The 21,464-nt window shown below is 68.5% G+C and carries 18 protein-coding genes; 12 read left to right on the top strand and 6 right to left on the bottom strand.

Annotated features, from left to right (window positions below):
- The coding region (locus AC0693_RS24190; protein WP_478802843.1) for a beta-ketoacyl synthase N-terminal-like domain-containing protein at positions 1-1,479 on the bottom strand (1,479 nt) is incomplete at its 3' end.
- A gap of 267 nt (positions 1,480-1,746) precedes the next feature.
- Here AC0693_RS24190 and AC0693_RS24195 point away from each other — a divergent pair.
- Positions 1,747-2,589 carry a putative RNA methyltransferase gene (locus tag AC0693_RS24195; protein ID WP_478802844.1) on the top strand — a complete coding sequence of 281 codons (843 nt, stop codon included), beginning with the start codon at positions 1,747-1,749 and terminating at the stop codon, positions 2,587-2,589.
- 67 nt (positions 2,590-2,656) lie between these two features.
- Here the strand turns inward: AC0693_RS24195 and AC0693_RS24200 are convergent, their stop codons facing one another.
- From AC0693_RS24200 to AC0693_RS24220, 5 genes are read right to left on the bottom strand one after another with little or no spacing between them, the layout of a single operon-like run.
- Positions 2,657-4,039, bottom strand: coding sequence for a glycosyltransferase (locus tag AC0693_RS24200; RefSeq protein WP_478802845.1), 1,383 nt, complete (start codon positions 4,037-4,039; stop codon positions 2,657-2,659).
- Positions 3,969-5,177 carry a hypothetical protein gene (locus AC0693_RS24205; protein ID WP_478802846.1) on the bottom strand — a complete coding sequence of 403 codons (1,209 nt, stop codon included), beginning with the start codon at positions 5,175-5,177 and terminating at the stop codon, positions 3,969-3,971. Before AC0693_RS24205 ends, AC0693_RS24200 begins: the two co-directional genes overlap by 71 nt.
- A 35-nt stretch (positions 5,178-5,212) precedes the next feature.
- Complete coding sequence (locus tag AC0693_RS24210) at positions 5,213-6,193, bottom strand: NAD-dependent epimerase/dehydratase family protein (protein ID WP_478802847.1); 981 nt, start codon at positions 6,191-6,193, stop codon at positions 5,213-5,215.
- Complete coding sequence (locus tag AC0693_RS24215) at positions 6,190-6,405, bottom strand: ferredoxin (protein WP_478802848.1); 216 nt, start codon at positions 6,403-6,405, stop codon at positions 6,190-6,192. The genes AC0693_RS24210 and AC0693_RS24215 overlap by 4 nt, the downstream gene beginning before the upstream one ends.
- A gap of 22 nt (positions 6,406-6,427) precedes the next feature.
- The gene (locus tag AC0693_RS24220) at positions 6,428-7,459 is read right to left on the bottom strand and encodes a cytochrome P450 (RefSeq protein WP_478802849.1); all 1,032 of its coding nucleotides are present in this window, start codon (positions 7,457-7,459) and stop codon (positions 6,428-6,430) included.
- 480 nt (positions 7,460-7,939) lie between these two features.
- On the opposite strand from AC0693_RS24220, the gene AC0693_RS24225 reads away from it, so the two are divergent.
- The 11 genes from AC0693_RS24225 (at position 7,940) to AC0693_RS24275 (ending at position 21,407) form a co-directional block, all read left to right on the top strand.
- A complete protein-coding gene (locus AC0693_RS24225) occupies positions 7,940-8,707 on the top strand; it encodes a TylF/MycF family methyltransferase (RefSeq protein ID WP_478802850.1) in 768 nt (255 codons plus the stop codon).
- A 65-nt stretch (positions 8,708-8,772) separates the two neighbouring features.
- Entirely contained in the window at positions 8,773-9,363 is a 591-nt protein-coding gene (gene gerF / locus AC0693_RS24230; RefSeq protein ID WP_478802851.1) for a dTDP-4-dehydro-6-deoxyglucose 3-epimerase GerF, read from the top strand.
- A gap of 339 nt (positions 9,364-9,702) precedes the next feature.
- Complete coding sequence (gene rfbA, locus AC0693_RS24235; RefSeq protein ID WP_478803033.1) at positions 9,703-10,590, top strand: glucose-1-phosphate thymidylyltransferase RfbA; 888 nt, start codon at positions 9,703-9,705, stop codon at positions 10,588-10,590.
- Between the two features lie 41 nt (positions 10,591-10,631).
- A complete protein-coding gene (rfbB, locus tag AC0693_RS24240; protein WP_478802852.1) occupies positions 10,632-11,603 on the top strand; it encodes a dTDP-glucose 4,6-dehydratase in 972 nt (323 codons plus the stop codon).
- 20 nt (positions 11,604-11,623) lie between these two features.
- Positions 11,624-12,472, top strand: a complete 849-nt coding sequence (locus AC0693_RS24245; RefSeq protein ID WP_478802853.1) for a thioesterase II family protein — start codon at positions 11,624-11,626, stop codon at positions 12,470-12,472.
- Positions 12,462-13,685: a cytochrome P450 gene (locus AC0693_RS24250; RefSeq protein WP_478802854.1), complete on the top strand. Its 1,224-nt coding sequence runs from the start codon at positions 12,462-12,464 to the stop codon at positions 13,683-13,685. The genes AC0693_RS24245 and AC0693_RS24250 overlap by 11 nt, the downstream gene beginning before the upstream one ends.
- Positions 13,686-13,722: 37 nt before the next feature.
- Positions 13,723-14,928: a cytochrome P450 gene (locus AC0693_RS24255; protein WP_478802855.1), complete on the top strand. Its 1,206-nt coding sequence runs from the start codon at positions 13,723-13,725 to the stop codon at positions 14,926-14,928.
- A 73-nt stretch (positions 14,929-15,001) separates the two neighbouring features.
- Positions 15,002-17,479 carry a beta-glucosidase gene (locus AC0693_RS24260; protein ID WP_478802856.1) on the top strand — a complete coding sequence of 826 codons (2,478 nt, stop codon included), beginning with the start codon at positions 15,002-15,004 and terminating at the stop codon, positions 17,477-17,479.
- Between the two features lie 64 nt (positions 17,480-17,543).
- Positions 17,544-19,001, top strand: coding sequence for a dTDP-4-amino-4,6-dideoxy-D-glucose ammonia-lyase (gene desII, locus AC0693_RS24265; RefSeq protein ID WP_478802857.1), 1,458 nt, complete (start codon positions 17,544-17,546; stop codon positions 18,999-19,001).
- A gap of 188 nt (positions 19,002-19,189) precedes the next feature.
- A complete protein-coding gene (locus tag AC0693_RS24270) occupies positions 19,190-20,056 on the top strand; it encodes a TylF/MycF family methyltransferase (RefSeq protein ID WP_478802858.1) in 867 nt (288 codons plus the stop codon).
- Between the two features lie 139 nt (positions 20,057-20,195).
- The gene (locus tag AC0693_RS24275) at positions 20,196-21,407 is read left to right on the top strand and encodes a dTDP-4-dehydro-6-deoxyglucose aminotransferase (protein ID WP_478802859.1); all 1,212 of its coding nucleotides are present in this window, start codon (positions 20,196-20,198) and stop codon (positions 21,405-21,407) included.
- The last annotated feature ends 57 nt before the right edge of the window (positions 21,408-21,464 follow it).

The raw sequence follows: 21,464 nt of genomic DNA on the forward strand, positions 1-21,464 counted from the left end.
CTGAGCAGAGTCCTCCGCCAGCACCACCGACCGATGCTCGAACACCGACCGCGACACCACCGACGACAACCCCACATCCACCAACCGACCAGACCTAGACGTCTCCTTGACACGGGACGCCAGCTCACCCACCACACCCGCCGAACGACCCGACACCACCACCGGCACCACAGCCAACGGCACACCAGCCCCGACTGCCTCCCCACCCTCCAAGGCCGGCGCCTCCTCCAACACCACATGCGCATTCGTCCCACCCATGCCGAGGGACGAGACGCCGGCCAGTCGCAGCCGGCCGGTTGCCTGCTCGTCCGGCTGCGGCCAGGTTTCCAGTCGAGTGGGTACGCGCAGGTTGAGCCGGTCCATGGGGATGGCGGGGTTGGGCGTCGTGTGGTTCAGGCTCGGCGGTACCGCGCCCTCACGGACGCACAGGGCGGCCTTCACGAATCCCACGAGACCCGCAGCCGCTTCCAGGTGACCGACGTTCGTCTTGGCCGATCCCACGGACAGCGGTGTGCTCCGGCCCCGGGCCTTGCCGAGCACCGCGCCGAGAGCCGCCGCCTCGACGGGGTCGCCGACCGGTGTTCCCGTGCCGTGCAGTTCGACGTAGGACACCTGATCCGGGCCGACCCCGGCCCGTTCGTACGCCGCGCGCAGCACGGCTTCCTGGCCCTCGCGGTGGGGTGTGGTCAGGGTGGAGCCGCCGCCGTCGTTGTTGACTGCGCTGCCTCGGATGACGCAGTGGACGCGGTCCCCGTCGGCCAGTGCCCGGTTCAGAGGCTTGAGAACGACGCAGGCTCCGCCCTCACCGCGTACGTAGCCGTTGGCGCGTGCGTCGAAGGTGTAGCAGCGGCCGTCCGGCGAGAGCGCACCCATGAGCTCCATGCCCGCCGTGCTGTCCTCGGCGAGGATCAGGCTGACGCCGCCGACGATCGCGAGGTCGGACTCGCCGCGGCTCAGGCTCTCGCAGGCCAGGTGGACCGCGACGAGCGAGGAGGACTGCGCGCTGTCCACCGCGAGGCTGGGACCGCGCAGGCCCAGGAGGTAGGAGAGGCGGTTGGCGGCCATGCCCCGGCTCAGGCCCGTCGCGGTGTGGCCGCTGACGGGGGTCTCGGACCGGTGCAGGAGTGCCGCGTAGTCGTCAGCCGCGATCCCGACGAAGACGCCGGTGTCCGTGCCGGCGAGGCTGCCCGGGACGATCCCGGCGTTCTCCAGGGCGGTCCAGCCGAGTTCTAGCATGAGTCGCTGCTGCGGGTCCGCGGCGGCGGCCTGGCGGGGGGTCATGCCGAAGAAGGCGGCGTCGAAGTCGGCGGCCCCCTCCAGGGAGCCGCGCCAGGTGCCGTCGGCGCGACGCTCGATCGCGCTGCCTCCGGTGGTCAGCAGTTCCCAGAACTCATCGATGCCAGGTGCCCCCGGAAGGCGGCAGGACATGCCGACGACGGCTATGTCGCTCGAACGCTGCGCACCACTCTTCGGGGCCATCGGAACTCCTGGTCGATCGATAGGGGCTGTCACGCTGACAGAACAGGTCGACTGTCAGCATTTGCTGAAATCAGTGAGGCCACATCCGCGGTATTCCATAAGGAATCGCCGGGTGATTGGCCAGTTGTCGTACGGTGCGCGCAATGTGGGTTCACCCGCTGCGGTGCGCGTCACGGTGGCTCTTCGGCACTGCGCCAGGCGGTCGGCGGTGGGACGCCTGCGTTAGGGTTGGCCGGTCTGCCGACTCGCCCGAAGGAACGGTGCCACATGCTCAACAGGATCGTGCGCTACCTCGCCTGCCCGCACTGCCGCGCTTCGCTGGCGCTGGGCGACCACGCACTTTTCTGCCCCGCCGGACACTCCTTCGACATCGCGAAGCAGGGTTATGTGAATCTGCTTCCCAAGGCGACGAAGCTGCGAGCGGACACAAAGGAAATGGTGGAGGCCCGGGACGCATTTCTGTCGGCGGGTCACTACGATCCCGTGATGGATGCGCTGGTCGATCTGGCGCGGCGGACGGCCGATCCGGCCGTGCCCGGTTGCATCGTCGACATCGGTGGTGGAACGGGCCACTATCACGCCAAGGTCATGGACGCGTTCCCTGATGTCGACGGACAGCTGCTGGATATCTCGAAATACGCCGTGCGACGTGCCGCGAAGGCCCATCCACGGATCGCGGCCGCCGTCACCGATGCCTGGCAGACGCTTCCGCTGCAGGACGGTTCCGCCGCCGTGGTGATCAACACGTTCGCTCCCCGCAACGGTCCTGAACTGCATCGCATCCTCCATCCCCGTGGTGTCCTCCTGGTCGTCACTCCCCTGCCCGATCACCTGCAGGAAGTCATCGGCGCCCTCGGCCTGCTGCAGGTGGACGAAGGCAAGGAGTCGCGTCTCGCGGAGCAGCTCGCCCCGCACTTCTCGGCCGTCGCCACGGAGCGGCTGACCCGGACCATGGCACTTGACCACCAGGCTCTGGCGCACCTGGTCGGCATGGGGCCCAACGCCTGGCACCGTGACGCGCAGCGGGATCTGGAGACGATCCAGCGGCTGCCGGTGCCGTCTCGGGTCACGCTCTCCGTGCGGCTCTCCGCCTACCGGCTGTCGGCGTAGCGGCGCGGTTCCGGGGGCCGTCGGCCGGCGGGCGAGCGGGTTCCGGGCCCGCCCGCCGGTGGGCGTCTCAGGCCGAGGCCCGTGCCGCCTCCGCCCACTTCTCGAGGATGTCGCAGGCGGTGTCCACTCCCCGTTCCTTGGAGACCAGTTCGCCCAGCCGCCTGGCCCGGACCGCCATCGCGGGATCGGTGACCGCCTGACGGACGCTCTGTGCCAGTGCCTCCCGGCTGAACCGGGCGAAGGGCACCGGCCGGGCGGCGACGCCTATTCTGGACAGCCGCGCCGCCCAGAAGGGGTGATCGGCGAAGACCGGCACGATGACCTGGGGCACTCCGGCCCGTACGACTTCGGCGGTAGTGCCGGCGCCGCCGTGGTGGATCACCGCGGCCATCCTGGGGAACAGGGTGGCGTAGTCCACTTGGTGCAGGCGGAGCACGTCGTCGGGCAGGTCGCCGTCCGGCCCGTCGACCATGACCAGTCGGCGTCCGACGCCGCGGACGGCTTCGAGAGCGGCCTGGAGGGCTTCCTCCTGCCGGTGGAGTGACCAGGTGCTGCCGAAGGTGAGCGCCACCGGAGGCTCACCGTCCTCCAGGAACGCCTCCAGCTCGGCGGGCGGCTCCCAGTGTTGGTTCCAGAACCAGTAGCCGGTGACATGGCTCTGGCGCGGCCAGTCCCGCGGCTTGGGCAGCACACTGGGGCTGAAGGGGAACAGGTACGGGCGGTCGTGGCCCAGCCGGAGGAACGGGGACTCGTCGCCGAAGGGCCGGAGGCCGAGTCGTCTCCGGTAGCCGTCGACCTCGGGACGCCGCCACTCCCACTCGTCGCGGGCCGCCCTGCGGTGGGTGTAGCGGTTGTACAGGGGCGTCAGCGGACCGAGCCCGCGCTGCCCGGATTCGACGGCCGGGAACGCCGAGGTCATGCTGTTGGGCCACCAGGACACCGAGGCCCACGGGGCGGGCGGGTGCCCGTACGCGGCGGCCAGGGTGAGGGGCGCGTTCACGATGAGGTCGGCGCCCTCGGCGGCGTCGTGAATCGCGTCGACGACCTGCTGCGTGTAGCTCTCGGGTGCCTCGGGCATCCCCGCGAGCATGTTCTTGAACGAGGGACCGCGCCGCAGCGCTTCGATGACCTCGGGCATGTTGAAGAACCCGTCGGGGTCCCCGGGCGACAGCTTGTACGTCAGTCCCGCGCGCTCGACCAGCGGCCGCAGCGTGGCGGGAGCGGCCAGGGTGACGTCGTGGCCGCGGGCCTTCAGGCCGATCCCCAGGGCGACGAACGGCTGTACGTCGCCTCGGGATCCCACGCTCAGCAAGGTCACGCGCACGCCGGCCCCCTGCCCTCCGGTCGGGTGTGTCCCGGTGGCTGGTGCCGACGGCTCCTCATTCGTGTCCCCCGGAGGAGACGGCGACCAGCGTCTCGAAGTCGCGCGGGATCCACGGGGGGATGCCACCCTCGGCGTTGGTGCCCTTCTCGATGAAGGCCAGGTTGTGGTAGAGGTGCATGCCGACCACGTGCTGGTCGACGTAGCCGGGGCAGTGGCCGCCGGCCTCCGGCAGTTCCTCGTGCTGGATCGAGTCCACGAGGGACTTGAGCAGACCCAGGCTCGTGCCGCTGTACTGCTTCGGGTCCTCGTTGCCGCCGAAGCCGGACCAGTAGGCGGTCCACAGGTCCTCGATCACATAGAGGCCGCCGGGCCGCACATGCGGGAACAGCGCCTGGAACGACGTACGGATGTGGTCGTTGATGTGGCTTCCGTCGTCGATGACGATGTCGAACGGGCCGTACTCCTCGGCGATCGACCGCAGGTAGTCGGGGTCGCTCTGGTCGCCGCGCAGGGTCGTGATGCGCGGCGCGTCGAAGTGTGACTTGTCGACGATGTCCAGGCCGTAGATCTCACCGCGATGGAAGAAGTGCTTCCACATGCGCAGTGAGCCACCGCCCCACTCGGGGTGCTTGTAACCGCCGACGCCGATCTCCAGAACGCGTACCTGCTGGTCACGGTAGCTGCTGAAGTGGCGGTCGTAGTGGGGGGTGAACCAGTGCAGCGAACCCCACTTCGGGGTGAGGTAGCGCGAGGAGAGTTCACTGAGATCCGGCTTGTGAGAATGGCAGCCGGCCAGCACGGTCTGGGAGCCCTGCTGCGCGGCCAGGAAGTGCGTGCCGATGTGCTCGGCTCCCGAGTCCTCCTCGCCTTCCGACCGCGCGTCCGCGACGTACGGGAAGAGGGTGGTCCGGCGCACACCGGTGACGTTCTCCCGCACCGGTCCGAACAGCTCCCGCACCAGTTCGCCCAGCTCGTACTCGACGCGCATGGCGACGAACGCCTCGTCCTTGGCGGCGAGGCGCACCGGGCCGCCCTTGAGGACGTACAGGTAGGCGGGGAAGAGTTGGTCTCCCGCCCGGACGGCCAGCTCGACGAGGACGGGGACGTCGTTCACGGGAGCGGGGCAGCGCGTGGTGATCTCGTCCAGGAGCACGCGGACGATGTCGGCCGGAGCGTGTCGCGCGGCCAGGTCCTTGAGGTCGGCGTCATGCCCGCCGGAGGCCCGGATTATGTCGCTGATCAACGAGTTCGGGGCGTGTGTCACCACGATTTACCTTCCAGGGGTGTTCGAGAGGAGGTTCAGCGCTTGTGGAGGCGGAACCAGCGAGCGGTCTCTTCCAGCCCGGTCCGCAGGGGCTGGGGTTCGAAGTCGATCACTTCCGACATTCGGGTCAGATCCAGAAGTCTGCTCGGGGCGCCGACCGGGCGGCTGGGGTCGAGGCGGATGCGCTCGGGCCGTCCCAGGACGGCCATCACCATCCGTGCGAGCTCCAGGATGGAGACCTGTTCCGCGCCAGCCACGTTCATCTCGGGGTACTTGCCCGTCTCCAGCAGGCGCAGCGAGGCCCGTACCAGGTCGGTGACGTGCACGAAGGACCGGGTCTGGCTGCCGTCCCCCCAGATCTCGATCTCCTCGCCCGCGTCGGCCTTGGCCAGCATGCTCGGGATCACCCGGCCCCGGGAGGGGTCGAAACCGTCCCCCGGCCCGTAGACGTTGCCCGGTCGCACCAGGAAGACGTTGGTGCCGAACTGCTCGCGGTGGAGCCTGGCCAGGATCTCGCCGTAGGTCTTGGACAGGACGTAGCCGTTGTCCGTGTACCGCATGGATCTGCGGAAGTCATCGTCCTCGCGCGCCGCCGCGGTGGGCGGCGCGCAGTACAGCTCGGAGGAGCTCATGACGACGACCTCGCCCACGCCGAAGTCCCGCACGCAGTTGAGCAGGTGGGAGATGGTCTGCTGGTTGCTGTCGAGGATCTCGGCCGAGCGCTCCAGCTTGAACTGTGCGTTGCCGTCCATGGCCGCGCAGTGGACGACGGTGTCGATGGAGGGTGCCAGGTACTTGAAGGCTCCCCGCACGTCCGACTCGTCCCGCAGCTCTGTCCGTATCAGGCGGACCCGGCTCAGTGCGGCCAGCTCGGCTTGCACTTCGGACCGTTCGGTACGGTACAGGGCCAGCACCTCGGCTCCGCGCGCCTCCAGCTGTCGGACGAAGTGGGAGCCGATGAACCCCAGCGCTCCTGTGACGAGCACCGTGCGGCCGGCCCAGCGTTCAGCGGTCACTTGGTGTCCTGCGGCGCGTGACCAGGGCCGTCTTCGACGATCACGGCCTGTACGGGGCAGAGTTGTACCGCCTGGAGCACCCGCGGCCATGATGCCGGCTCGGGCTCGGTGACCAGGACCCGGCTCAGTCCTTCCTCGTCCTGGCGGAAAACCTCCGGTACCAGCTGCTCGCACTGACCGGCTCCCAGGCACCGGCTCTGTTCCACTATCACCCGCACGCTGTGTCCCCCTCCGTCACCACTCGACCGGCAGCTCATGCAGCCCGAAGATCGTCGAGTCGTGCTTGACGCGCAGTGCGTCGACTTCGCCGGCCAGCCTGAGCGTGGGAACGCGCTCCACCACCGCGCCCAGTGTGACTTCCAGCTCCAGCCGGGCCAGATTCTGTCCCAGGCACTGGTGTGGGCCGTAACCGAAGGCGACGTGCTGGCTCGCCGGGTTGTGCGGGTCGAAGCCGTCCGGGGAGGCGAAGGCGCTCTCGTCGCGGTTGGCGGAGGCCAGCGAGATGATGAGGCCGTCTCCGGCGCGCAGCGTGAGGCCGCCGAGCTCGATATCCTCCGTGACCGCCCGTCGAAGGCCGTCCGCGATGGAGTGGAAACGCAGGAGCTCGTCGACCGTCTGCGGCAGCAGCGCACCGTCGCTGCGCAACTCCGCCAGGGCGCGGGGGTGCCGCAACAGCGTCAGGATGCCCAGCGCCACCATGCTGGCACTGGTCTCGTGGCCGGCGGCGAGCAACAGCACGGCGTTGTCCACGATCTCGGCGTGTCGCATCTCACCGGTGTGCAGTCGACTGGCGATGAGCCGGCTCAGCAGGTCGTCACCCGGCGTCTCGATCTTCGCGGTCACCAACCGGTCCAGATAGTCACGCAGCTCCAGGAGGGCGGCCAGTGACTCCGGGCTCCCGCCCACCCGCGTGGCCTGTTCGCTGCGCTCCTGGAAGAACTCGCGTTCTTCGTACGGCACTCCGAGGAGCTGACAGATCACCAGGGTGGACATCGGCAGCGCGAGTTCGGCCACCAGGTCCATCGGGCCCCGCTGTTCGAGGATTCCGTCCAGCAGTCCGTGCACCGCGTGTTCAATGCCCGGACGCATTTCCCGGACGCGACGCACGCTGAACTCAGATATGAGCATGCGGCGGAGAACGTTGTGGTCCGGCGGATCCATGGTCAGCAGCGACCGGAAACCCTCGCCGTCACCGTCGGAGGCGGAGAGCTTGGGCAGCTTGGCCGGATCGACGGTGACCCGGGGGTCGGCGAGAAGGGCTCGCACATGCTCGTGCTTGGTGATGAGCCAGGTCCTGGAGCCATCCCAGATCTGAGCCCGGCATATGGGCTCGCTCTTGCGCTTCTCAGCGTACTGATCGGGGAGACCAAAGGGGCAAGTACGCGCAATGGGCCATGCCACACCTGATTCCGGAGGGCCATTGTGAGCAACTTTCAAAGATTTCAAGGGATTTCCTCGCCCTAAACGCAATCGTGAGGAGTTGATCTCTCTCCAACATGCAAGCACACGGTCTGCGGCCCAGCAAGGGACGACCAGAGCAACCATTGCCGTTTTGCGCCATATGACCTTTATTTCCAGACAGGCACGGCACTTGACATGGCTCGTTTTCGACCCTTGCCCGAATGTGATCACTGCGGTTAGATGGTCACCGCATCCAACTCATCAGCGTGGATACAGCGAATTCAGCCCCGGCGGCCTGCCCTGAACGAGCCGCCCGCTGGGCACTGCTACCCGTAGGCGAGGAAAATGACGGTCATACCTGTCGGCGCAGACTTGTATCTCGACCTTCTGAAGAAGGTCGTAACGAACACCATTTACGAGGACCAGACCAACGTCGCTGGCTTCATCTCGAGCAGCTCGTATTCTGCGGAACTGCGCGCGGCGGGCGAGGACTACCCGCGCGTCGCGCACACGATGATCGGCCTCAAGCGGCTCGACAACCTGCAGAAGTGTCTCGAAGACGTGCTGCGCGACGGAGTACCGGGGGACTTCGCGGAGACCGGGGTCTGGCGGGGCGGGGCCTGCATCTTCGCCCGCGGCGTCTTCCAGGCGCACGGCGTGCGGGACCGGAAGGTGTGGGTCGCGGACTCCTTCCAGGGTTTCCCCAAGACCACCGAGGACGATCATCAGCTGGATGTCGACATCGACCTCGGCCAGTACAACGAAGTCCTCAGCATCCCGGTCGACGTGGAGACGGTGAAGAGCAACTTCGCACGCTACGGACTCCTGGACGACCAGGTCCGATTCCTACCCGGTTGGTTCAAGGACACGATGCCGACCGCTCCCATCGAGAAGCTCGCGGTGCTGAGGCTCGACGGGGACTCGTACGCAGCCACCAAGGCTGTGCTCACGAACCTCTATGACAAGGTGTCGGCCGGCGGATACATCATCGTCGACGACTACTGCATTCCGGCGTGCCGACAGGCTGTCCATGAGTTCCGGGACGAGCACGGCATCACAGACGAGATCCACCAGATCGACCGCCAGGGTTCCTACTGGAGACGCTCCAGCTGATTGGCTCGGCCGTGACCACTCAGCCCTGCCATTGCCCAACCAATCGGTCCGAAGGACAGAACGCGATGCACCCACTCAGCATCGAGGGGGCCTGGTCGCAGGATCCCGTCATCCACGCCGACCACCGCGGGAGGTCCCACGAGTGGTTCCGGGGCGAGAGGTTCCGCCAGGCGTTCGGTCATGATTTCCCGGTAGCCCAGGTCAATGTCGCGGTGTCCCACCGCGGCGCGCTGCGCGGGATCCACTACACCGAGATCCCGCCCGGTCAGGCCAAGTACAGCGTATGTGTGCGCGGAGCGGGCCTCGACGTCATCGTGGACGTCCGCATCGGTTCGCCGACCTTCGGGCGCTGGGAAATCGTGCCCATGGACGCGGAACGCAACACCGCCGTCTATCTGACCGCGGGACTGGGCCGCGCTTTCCTCTCCCTCACCGACGACGCCACTCTCGTCTACCTGTGCTCCTCCGGGTACGCTCCCGAACGCGAGCACTCCGTCAATCCGTTCGACCCGGACCTCGGAATCGTGTGGCCGGCCGACATCGAGCCGCTGCTCTCCGACAGGGACAAGAACGCCCCGACCCTCGCGACGGCCGAACGTCTTGGATTACTGCCGACCTATCAGGCGTGGCAGGAACAGCAGCAGGCGGAAGCATAGGGCGTCCGAGCACAGCCCGCCGTACCGGAGACCGTTCCGGTGGAGGAGGCACGGCCATGGTTCCTTTCCTTGCCGTCGCCTGAGAATCCCCAGCGGTTCGGAAGCGCCGCGCCGCTTCGCGGCAGACCAAAAGGCACTCCTCGCCCTCGGCATTCCCAACACCGCATTCCTCGTGTTCGGATTACTGATCCCGGGTCGGGGTGAATGCTGTCTGCCGCTGTGTCCGCGAGACGATCGCCGGTCCGGCCGGCCCCTTCGGACAGCCTCTCCACCCCCCCATATCGGCAATACAGGCCCGGAGGACCAAACGTGTTCGAGACACCGCTGAAACGCCCCAAGGTGAGGGGGATAATCCTCGCTGGGGGCAGCGCCACTCGACTGCAGCCGCTGACCGGTGCGCTTTCCAAGCAGCAGTTGCCCGTTTATGACAAACCCATGATCTACTATCCGCTGTCGGTGCTGATGCTGGCCGGAATCCAGGACATCCTCATCATCTCCTCGTACCAGCACGTGGAGACGTTCCAGGTCATGCTCGGCGACGGCTCACGCCTCGGTATCCACCTCGACTACGCGGTCCAGGACGAACCGCGCGGTGTCGCCGACGCGTTCCTGGTCGGCGACAAACACATCGGGAACGACCGGGTGGCGCTCGTTCTGGGCGACAACGTCTTCCACGGCCCTGGATTCTCCACCGTCTTGAAGCACTCCCTCCAACGTCTCGACGGATGTGAACTGTTCGGTTATCCGTCCAAGTCGCCCGAGCGCTACGGCGTCGCCGAGATCGACGAGCAGGGGAACCTGTTGTCGCTGGAGGAGAAACCGAGCCGTCCCCGCTCCAACCTCGCGGTCACCGGGCTGTACTTCTACGACAACGACGTGGTGGAGCTGGCGAAGGCCCTCAAGCCGTCCGCCCGCAACGAGTTGGAGATCACGGACATCAACCTCTCCTATCTGGAGCAGGGCCGGGCGCGGCTGACCCAGCTCGGTCGTGGATTTGCCTGGCTGGACATGGGGACCCACGACTCCCTGCTCCAGGCGGGTCAGTACGTCCAACTGCTGGAGCAGCGCCAGGGCGTACGCATCGCCTGCGTCGAGGAGATCGCATTGCGCATGGGTTTCATCGACGCGGACACCTGTTACCGGCTGGGTGAGGAGCTGAGCGCCTCCAGCTACGGGGGCTACCTCATGGAGGTCGCCTCGGGACTCGGGGCCACGCTCACGGGTTGATCACCCCTCCCCACACAGCACGGCAGAAAGGCAGACCAAGGATGCGCGTCCTGGTTACCGGGGCGGCGGGCTTCATCGGCTCGCACTTCGTCAGACAGCTCCTGTCGGGCTCCTATCCGGAGCTGGCCGACAGCCACGTCCTCTCGCTGGACAAGCTCACGTACGCCGGGAACACCGAGAACCTCGCCGAGGTCGCCGGCCACCCCCGTCACACCTTCCTGCACGGCGACATCTGCGACCGGCCCACGGTCACCCAGGCCCTGCGCGGCATCGACCTGGTGGTGCATTTCGCCGCCGAATCGCACGTGGACCGCTCGATCACCGACTCCGCCGCCTTCATCACCACCAACGTGCTGGGGACGCACACACTGCTGCGGTCGGCGCTCGAGGCGGGCGTGAGCCGCTTCGTCCACGTCTCCACCGACGAGGTGTACGGTTCGATCCCCGAGGGCTCCTCGGCCGAAACCGACCCACTGGACCCGAACTCGCCCTACGCGGCGTCCAAGGCCTCCTCCGACCTCCTGGCGCTCGCCTTCCACCGCACGCACGGCCTCGACGTCCGGGTGACGCGCTGCTCCAACAACTACGGCCCCCATCAGCACCCCGAAAAGGTCGTCCCGCTCTTCGTGACCCACCTGCTGGAGGGCCTGCGCCTACCCCTGTACGGCGACGGCCTCCACCGGCGCGACTGGCTGCACGTGGACGACCACTGCCGAGGCATCGCCATGGTCGCCGACCGGGGAAGGGCCGGAGAGGTATACAACATCGGTGGTGGTACGGAACTGTCCAACGTCGACCTCACCCGTCGTCTTCTCGGCGTCTTCGGCGCCGACTGGTCCGTGGTGGACAGGGTGCCGGACCGGGCGGCGCACGACCGTCGCTACTGCGTGGACACCCGGAAGATCACCGAGGAGCTGGGATGGGCTCCCCGCGTCGCCTTCGAGCGCGGGCTCGCGGAGACCGTCGACTGGTACCGGGACAACGGCACGTGGTGGAAGGCGCTGAAACCGTGACGCCCGGAAGCGGATCACGCATGAGCGGAGGTTCCGCCGCGACCGCGCCCGGCTCCACCGACGCGGGCGACCTCTGGCTGCGCCGCTACCGGCCCGTCGCCGACCCCGCGCTTCGGCTCGTGTGCCTTCCGCACGCTGGCGGCAGCGCCAGCGCCTTCCTCCCCTTCACCCACCTGCTGCCGGACTCGGTCGAGGTGCTCGCCGTCCAGTATCCCGGGCGGCAGGACCGGCGCCTGGAGCCGTTCGTGGACACCGTCGACGGCCTGGTGACGCACATCGCCGGGGCGCTCGGACCCTGGCTGGACCGGCCGGTGGCGCTCTTCGGGCACAGCCTCGGGTCGTTGGTGGCCTTCGAGACCGCCCGCCGCCTCGCGGAACAGGCGCCGGAAGCCAGGGTGGCGCACCTGTTCGTCTCCGGCCGCGTCGCCCCGACCATCGCCTATCGGACCACCGCGCACCTCCTGAGTGACGACCGACTGGTCGCCAAGCTCGCCGAACTGCAAGGCACCGACCCCCGGGTGCTGGCCGACCAGGAAGTCCTGCGGCTGGCCCTGCCCGCTATCCGCAACGACTACCGGGCCGCCGCCACATACACCTGGCGCCCGGGGGCGCCGCTCGCCTGCCCGATCACCGTGCTGACGGGAAGCGCGGACCCCCACGTCCCCACCGGCGGAGCCCTGGCCTGGCACCAGCTGACCACCGGGGAGACGGCGTTCCGTTCCTTCCCCGGAGGCCACTTCTACCTCACCGAGCACGCCGAAGCGGTGTGCCGGACGATCCGGACGGCAACCGGGCTCGCCATACGGCGCCCGCACCCCTCAAGCCCTCCCGCCGCCCCGTATGACCGAGAGAGCGTCCATGACGTCTAGTTGTCCGGTCCACCGGACTCGCCCGTACCCCTTCTCCCTACCCGAGGGCATCGCGCTGGATCCGCTCTACAGCCACCTGCGGGAGCACGAGCCCGTGTCCCGGATCCGTATGCCGTACGGGGGTGAGGCCTGGTTGCTGACCCGGCACGCCGACGTGAAGGCGGTCCTGGGCGACCCGCGGTTCAGCATGGAGGCCGGGGCTGGACGTGACGTGCCCCGGCCCACCGAGTACCCGCTGCCCGCCGGCGGCCTCATCTCCATGGACCCGCCCGGACACACCAGGCTCCGGCGGCTGGCCGGGAAGGCGTTCACTGCCCGCCGGGTCAAGGAACTGCGCCCGCAGGTCTCGCGGTTCACCCATGAGCTGCTCGACGGCATGGTCGCGCGCGACGAGCCGTCCGGTGAGATCATGGAAGATCTGGCGCTGCCCGTGTCGATCTCCGTGATCTGCAGACTGCTGGGCGTCTCCTACGACGACCGCCATCTCTTCCGGAACTTCTCCGAGGCGCTGGTCTCCTCCTCCCTGGGTCCCGCGGAAGTGCAGCGGGCGACAGAAAACTTCACCACCTACATGGCCGAGCTGGTGGCCGATCGCCGCGCCCGGCCCACCCACGACTTCCTCAGCACCATGGTCCAGGCCCGCGACGAAGACGACCGGCTCTCCGAGGCCGAGCTTCTCATGATGGGCTCCGGCCTGCTGATCAGCGGCTACGAGACCACCGCCACCCAGATCGGCAACTTCGTCCACCTCCTCCTCGACGACCGCCGACTCTACGAGCGCCTGGTCGCCGACCCGGACCTGGTTCCCGCCGCCGTCGAGGAGCTGCTGCGCTTCACCCCGCTGAGCACCATGGACGGGTTCGCCCGCATCGCCCTGGAGGACGTCGAGATCGGCGGCACGCTCATCCGCGCGGGCGAGGCGGTCATCACCTCGATCGCGTCCGCGAACCTCGACGACACGGCGTTTCCCGGTGCCGCGTCCCTCGACTTCACACGCGCCCAGAACCCGCACCTCGGCTTCGGTCACGGCGCCCACTACTGCATGGGCGCCCCCCTGGCACGGCTCGAACTGCAGGTCGTGCTGAGCACCCTGGTCGAACGCCTGCCGGGGCTGCGGCTGTCCGTCCCCGCGAGCGAGCTCCGCTGGCGGGCCGGCTCCCTCATGCGCACCCCCGAGGCAGTCCCCGTCACCTGGGGCGACCCGGCCGAGTGATCCGTCCCAGGACGAGAAAGAACCCGAACGACTCGATATGGGGTCCGAATTGACCAGCACGAAGTCCGCACCCGTCTCCTATCCCTTCGGCCGCCCGGAGGGACTGGACCTGGACGAGGCGTACGAGCAGGCCCAGAAGAGCGAAGGACTTCTATGGGTCCACATGCCGCACGGGGAGCCGGGCTGGCTCGTCTCCCGTTACGACGACGCGCGTTTCGTCCTCGGCGACCGGCGGTTCAGCCACGCCGCGGAGGCGGAGAACGACGCGCCGCGCATGCGGGAGCTGCGGACTCCCAACGGCATCCTCGGCATGGACGCGCCGGACCACACCAGGCTGCGCGGGCTGGTCACCAAGGCGTTCACTCCGCGCCGCGTGGAGGCCATGCGGCCGCACGTCAGGAAGATGACCGAGTCGCTGCTCCGGGACATGAGGGTGCTCGGCTCGCCCGTCGACCTCGTGGAACACTACGCCGTCCCGATCCCCGTGGCGGTCATCTGCGGCCTGCTGGGCGTGCCCGAGGAGGACCGTGCGCTGTTCCGCGGCTGGTGCGACATAGCGATGTCCACCAGCTCGCTCACCCCCGAGGACCACCTGCGGCTGGCCGGCGAGTTGACCGGCTATCTGGCGGACCTGATCACGGACCGCCGCGCCGCGCCGCGGGACGACCTCGTATCGGCACTCGTGGAGGCCCGCGACGCCGAGGGCCGACTCTCGCAGGAGGAGTTGGTCAACCTGATCGTCTTCCTCCTGTTCGCCGGGCACGAGACCACGGCCAGCCAGATCAGCAACTTCATCCTGGTCCTGCTCGAACAGCCGGACCAGCTGGTCCTCCTCCGCGACCGTCCGGACCTGCTGGACAACGCGGTTGAAGAGCTGACGCGGTTCGTTCCGCTCGGCAGCCAGGCGGGGTTCCCGCGCTACGCCACCGAGGACGTCGAGGTGGGCGGGACGCTGGTGCGGGCGGGCGATCCGGTTCTGATCCAGATGAACGCGGCCAACCGGGACGCCCTGCGCTTCCGCTCGCCCGGCGTGCTCGACATCACCCGCGACGACGCCCGCCAGCACCTGGGTTACGGACACGGTCCGCATCACTGCCTCGGCGCGTCCCTCGCGCGGCTGGAGCTCCAGGAGGCGCTGCGGACCCTGCTCGACGGACTCCCCGGGCTGCACCTCGCCCGGGCCGTTGAGTGGAAGACGGAGATGGTGGTGCGGGGACCGCGCACGATGCTCGTGGGCTGGTGAGCGTGGCGGCACGGACAGAAACGACCCTGCCCCTATGAGGACGGCAGCCTCAGCAGAAAGGACGTCCGTCAGCATGCTGTTCGGCACAAGAAGGAGGACGAGCCGCCGCCGCATCCGGCGCACCGTCGGCTGCGCGCTGGCGGCCCTGTGCGTCGGCGGTCTCCTCACCGCCCCTTCCGCCACCGGCGCTCCGGACGCCGAGCCCGGGACCGCGCGGGTGCGCGGCCTGGTGGCGAAGATGACCCTCGACGAGAAGATCTCGTTCGTCCACTGGACCACCGGGCCCGTGGGCGGGCCGACCATGACCGGCATCGGCTATCTGCCGGGCGTTCCACGGCTCGGCATACCCGAGCTGCGCACCGCCGACGGCCCGGTCGGCATCCGTCTGCTCGGCGGTACCGCCACCGCCATGCCCACGCCCGTGGCGCTCGCCTCCACCTTCGACGAACACCTCGCCGAGGAGTACGGCACCGTCCTGGGCCGGGAGGGACGAGCCCTCGGGCAGGACATCGTCCTCGGTCCCATGACCAACGTCATCCGGGTGCCGCACGCCGGGCGGAACTTCGAGACGTACAGCGAGGATCCGCTGCTGTCGTCCCGGATGGCCGCCCACGAGGTCCGCGGCATCCAGGACCAGGGCCTGATGGCCACGGTCAAGCACTTCGCCGCGAACAACCAGGAGTACCAGCGGGAGACCGTCGACGCCGTGGTCGACGAGCAGACGCTCCAGGAGGTGGAGCTGCCGGCCTTCCGCAGCGCCGTGCGGGCGGGAGCCGCCTCGGTGATGTGCTCGTACAACAAGGTCAACGGCGCGCACGCCTGCGGCAACGAGCATCTGTTGCAGGAGGTACTGCGCGAACAGTGGGACTTCCGCGGCTGGGTGGTGTCCGACTGGCTGGCGACCCACGCCACCGGCGACATCACCAAGGGCCTCGACCAGGAACTGGGCGTCGAGCTGACTCTGGGTCAGCCGGTGCCGGACTCAAAGTACTTCTCCTCCGCGCTCAGGACGGCCGTCCGGGACGGCAGCGTCCCCGAGGCGACGCTCGATCGGTCCGTCATACGCATCGTCGGCCAGATGGAGCGCTTCGGCCTGCTCGACGGCAAGGCGACCGAGCGCCCGCGGCGTGACCCCGAGGCCGGCCGCAGGGCGGCCCGCACCATCGCCGAGAACGGCGGTGTGCTGCTGCGCAACGAGCGCCGGACGCTGCCCCTGACCGGCGAGGACGCCACGGACATCGCCGTCATCGGCAACAGCGCCGAGCACCCCAAGGTCACCGGCAACGGCAGCGCGCACGTCATACCCGACCGGGCGACCGCCCCCGTCGACGCCCTCGCACGGCGCGCCGGCGACAAGGCCCGGGTCGTCCATGAGCCCGGTGAGGACCTGGTCGGCGTGCCCGTGCCCGACAGCTCGCTCACCCCCGCCTTCAAGAGCGGGAAGCAGTTGGATCCCAACGGCCAGGGCGTCTTCTACGAGGGTCGGCTCACCGTCCCCGCCGACGGTGACTACAAGATCGCCTTCACCGCCGTCGGCGGGGTCGCCAACCTGCGGATCGCGGGGCAGTCCGCTGTCCTCGGTACCGAGGCGTTCGGCACCGTCACCACCACGATGCGGCTGACCCGCGGCACGCACGAGGTGACCATGAACGGCTGGGCCTTCGAACAGACCCCCCTGTCGGTGGAACTGAGCTGGGTCACTCCCGAGGCTGCCCGGGACGACTTCAGCCGCGCCGTCGCGGCGGCGGCCAAGGCCCGCACCGCCATCGTCTTCGCCCATGACGACAGCGCCGAAGGCGTCGACCGGTCCTCCCTGTCCCTGCCCGGCCGGCAGGACGAGCTGATCGCGGCGATCACCAAGGTCAACCCCCGCACGATCGTCGTCCTCAACACCGGTTCCTCGGTGCTCATGCCCTGGCTGCGTGAGACGGCCGCCGTGCTGGAGATGTGGTATCCGGGACAGGAGGGCGCGGAGGCCACCGCTTCCCTGCTGTTCGGCGACGCGAATCCCAGCGGTCGGCTGACACAGACCTTCCCCGCCACCGAGACCGGCCACCCCATGGCCGGTGACCCGCACCGCTACCCGGGTGTCGACGGCAGGGAGACCTATTCCGAGGGACTGGATGTCGGCTACCGCTGGTACGACCGGACCGGCGTGGCACCGCTCTTCCCGTTCGGGTACGGCCTGTCGTACACCACCTTCGCCTACAGCGACCTGTCCGTGGCGCGCACTGCCCGGGGGCTGGAGGCCACGGTCACCGTCCGCAACACCGGTGACCGGGCGGGCAGGGAGACCGTCCAGGTCTACCTCGGGGCCAGCCCGGACACCCAGGCCCCCCAGGCGCTGCGCAAACTCGCCGGATTCACCAAGGTCACGCTCCGGCCGGGAGAACAGCGGCGCGTCACCGTCCCCGTCGACGAGCAGCAACTGCGTTACTGGGACGTCTCCGCCGGCACGTGGAAGCCGGGCACCGGCAAGAGGTCCGTGCACGTGGGCCCGTCCGCCGCCGAGACGTCCCTGACCACATCCGTCACGGTGCCGTCCCGGTGACCGCCCCGCCGTGTTTCCCGGGGAACGGACCGAGCACCCGGACGCAGACGATTGGACATGAAGGATGACCCCTCAAGCCTCCGCCCCGGCCGATCCGGTCGCCCTTTGCGCACGCCCCGGCGCCGACCTCCCGGCAGCGGTCCACACGGTGCACCGCGCCCTGGTGGCCGACGGCCACGTCGGTGCCGACGAGGGCCCGACGCTCGCGCGCCGGCTCGTACGGCTGGCCGAGCGTTACGGGAACCACCCCTTCACTCCCCTGGAGGAGGCACGCCGGCTGCTGGACGTCGACCGGGCCTCCTTCGGCCGGCTCCTCGGCCTCTTCGGCCGCGTCCCGGAGCTGCGCCACGCCGTGGAGAACGGGCCGGCGGGCAAGTACTGGCAGAACACACTCCTGCCGCTGGAGCGGCGGGGGGTCTTCGACTCGGCGCTGGCGCACAAGCCGACCTTCCCCTACGTAGTGGGCCTGTACCCGGGGCCGACCTGCATGTTTCGCTGCCACTTCTGTGTCCGGGTGACCGGTGCGCGCTACGATCCCTCGGCGCTGGAGTCCGGCAACGCGATGTTCGAGTCCGTCATCGACGAGATACCGGCCGACAACCCGTACGCCATGTACTTCTCCGGCGGTCTGGAGCCCCTGACCAACCCGGGCCTGGGCGCGCTCAGCAGCCGTGCGGCGGCTCGCGGCCTACGGCCGACCGTGTACACGAACTCGTTCGCGCTCACCGAACGGACGCTGGACAGACAGCCCGGGGTGTGGGACCTGCACGCGGTGCGCACATCGTTGTACGGGCTCAGCGACGAGGAGTACGAGGAGACTACGGGTAAGCGGGCCTCCTTCGGACGGGTCCGCGCCAACCTGCGACGCTTCCAGCAGATGCGGTCCGAGCGGGAGAGCCCGATCCGGGTCGGGCTCAGCTACATCGTGCTGCCCGGGCGCGTCCACCGTCTGCTCGACCTCGTCGACTTCATCGCCGAGCTGAACGAGGCGGCGCCGGACCGGCCGGTGGACTTCCTGAACGTGCGCGAGGACTACAGCGGCCGGGAGGACGGCAGGCTGTTCGAGGCCGAACGCGCCGAACTCCAGGAAGGACTGCTCGCGTTCGAGGAGCAGGTGAGCCAGCGGACCCCCACGCTGAACATCGACTACGGCTACGCGTTGCACAGCCTGAAGACCGGCGCCGACGCCGAGCTGCTGAGGATCAGGCCCGGAACCATGCGCCAGTCCGCGCATCCCCAGGTGTCGGTACAGGTGGACCTGCTGGGTGACGTGTACCTGTACCGGGAGGCGGGGTTCCCGGATCTCGCCGGAGCGGAACGGTACATCGCGGGCCGGGTAGGGCCGGGCACCTCCCTGGCGGAGGTCGTCGAGCGATTCGTGAACGACGGCCGTCGGATAGCGCCGCACGCCGGTGACGAGTACTTCATGGACGGGTTCGACCAAGTGGTCGCGGCACGGCTCAACCAGCTGGAGGCCGATGTCGTGGCGGGCTGGGAGGACGCACGCGGCTTCTTGCGGTGACGTGAGCACGGCGGCCCGCGCCGCCTCGGGGCGACCGACCGGAATTCACCAACGTCGCGTTCCATTACCGGGATTCCTGCAGGCGAGGATTGCAATGGGCTGTACGGCGGTGAAACAATGACCCGCAGACGGCGGATGGGCGAGAAGCGCAAGCGATTCCGAAATCGTATGGCCAGCCGCATCCACAGATGCCGTCGAACCAAATTCTTTCTCTGTTCAATTATCCGGCCGGAGGTATTTCGACTGTGCAGACCCGCGAGCTTTATGTGAACCTCATAAAAAACGTCGTGTCGAACACCATCTACGGAGATCACCCGACTTTCCCGGTCGGGATGAACGTCCTGGACAAGGAACTGGCGGACCGTATGCGTCCGGGCGCGGAAGGCCCGGCCGTCGACCGCGGGACGTTCGATGCCGACCACCGGGCCGAAGGCCTGGACGTGCCGACGATCGCGCACACCATGATCGGCCTGCACCGCCTGGACAACATTCAAATGTGTGTGGAGCAGGTACTCCAGGACGGTGTTCCCGGCGATCTCATCGAGACCGGCGTGTGGCGCGGCGGCGCCTGCATCCTGATGCGCGCGCTCCTCAAGGCGCACGGCGTGGAAGACCGGAAGGTGTGGCTCGCCGACTCGTTTGCCGGTGTCCCGGTGACGTCCGAAGACAGCCACCCGCTCGACCGGGCCATGGAGTTCCACAACCTGAACTGGGTACTGAGCTGCTCCGAGGAGCAGGTGCGGGAGAACTTCGCCCGCTACGGTCTGCTGGACGAGCAGGTCAGGTTCCTGCCCGGCATGTTCGCCGACACGCTGCCGACCGCGCCGATCGACCGGCTCGCGGTGCTGCGGGTGGACGGTGACCTGTACGAGTCGACGATGGACGCGCTGGTCAACCTCTACCCCAAGCTGTCCGTGGGCGGGTTCGTGATCGTGGACGACTACCTGATCCCGGCGTGCAAGCAGGCCGTCCACGACTACCGGAGCGAACACGGCATCGACGAGCCGATCGAGACGGTGGACGTGACGGGCGTCTACTGGCGCCGCGAGCACTGATCGAGTCCGTACGCCCTTTTCGCATGTGCACGGCGGAGAAGCCGTCATGCACATGCGGTCTCTGTCCCTTCGGCACGTCCACGTCCTTTGTGCCGGCTGCTGCCGGGTGCACCTTTCCATGCACCGGGGAGGTATGACCATGAAACGCAATCTCGGTGATCTCGCCGTGTTCGGCGGTCCGTCGGCGTTCCTGCAACCGCTTCACGTGGGTCGGCCCAACGTGGGTGACCGAGCCCGGTTCCTCGACCGTGTGAACTGGGCGCTGGACCACCAGTGGCTGACCAACGGCGGGCCGCTGGCCCGGGAGTTCGAGCAGCGCGTGGCGGAGCTGGCCGGCGTTCGCTACTGCGTGTCGACCTGCAACGCGACCGTCGCCCTCCAGCTGCTGGCCCGCGCCGCCGATCTGTCCGGCGAGGTCGTCATGCCGTCGCTGACCTTCCCTGCGACCGCCCAGGCGTTCCGCTGGCTGGGTCTGACCCCGGTCTTCGTCGACATCGACCCGGCCACCAACTGCCTGGACCCCGCACTGGTCGAGGCGGCGATCACCCCCCGTACGAGTGCGGTCGTCCCGGTCCATCTGTGGGGCCGTCCCTGTGCGGTCGACCGGCTCGCGAAGGTCGCGGCCGATCACGGCCTCAAGCTCTTCTACGATGCCGCACATGGGCTCGGCTGCACGTCGGAGGGGCAGCCGATCGGCGGTTTCGGGCAAGCCGAGGTGTTCAGCTTCCACGCCACGAAGGTGGTCAACGCTTTCGAGGGCGGCGCGGTGGTGACCGACGACGAGAACCTGGCCCAGCGGGTCCGCGCGATGCACAACTTCGGATTCACCCAGGGACGGGTGTCGACGGAGACCGGCACTAACGGGAAGATGACCGAAGCCGCCGCCGCGATGGGCCTCACCTCACTAGACGCCTTCGAGGAGACGGTTCGCCGGAACGAGGCCAACTACGACGACTACCGGTCGGAACTCGCGGGGCTCGCCGGGCTGAAGGTCATGGAGTTCGACCGTGCCGAGCGCAACAACTACCACTATCTGGTCGTGGAGGTCGACGCCTCGGTGACCGGTGTCCACCGGGACCTGCTGGACGAGGTGCTGAGGGCGGAGAACATCATGTGCCAGCGGTACTTCTCTCCCGGCTGCCACGAGATGGAGCCCCACCGCTCGGAGCGGCCAGTGTCCCTGCCCCACACCGAACGGCTCGCGCAGAAGGTGCTCGCCCTGCCCACTGGTCCCACCGTTTCTCGCGAGGACATCCGTCGGGTCTGCGACATCGTACGGCTCACTCTGGAGCGGGGACACGAGGTGACCCGCAGAGCCGACGAGCGGGTGCCCTCCGCGATGGCCCCCTGATCAGGGGATCCACCATGTCCGGATGGCGAAGGCCGTCCCGTCGGTTCGGCCGGGCGG

Source organism: Streptomyces sp. NPDC043876, from assembly GCF_056435825.1.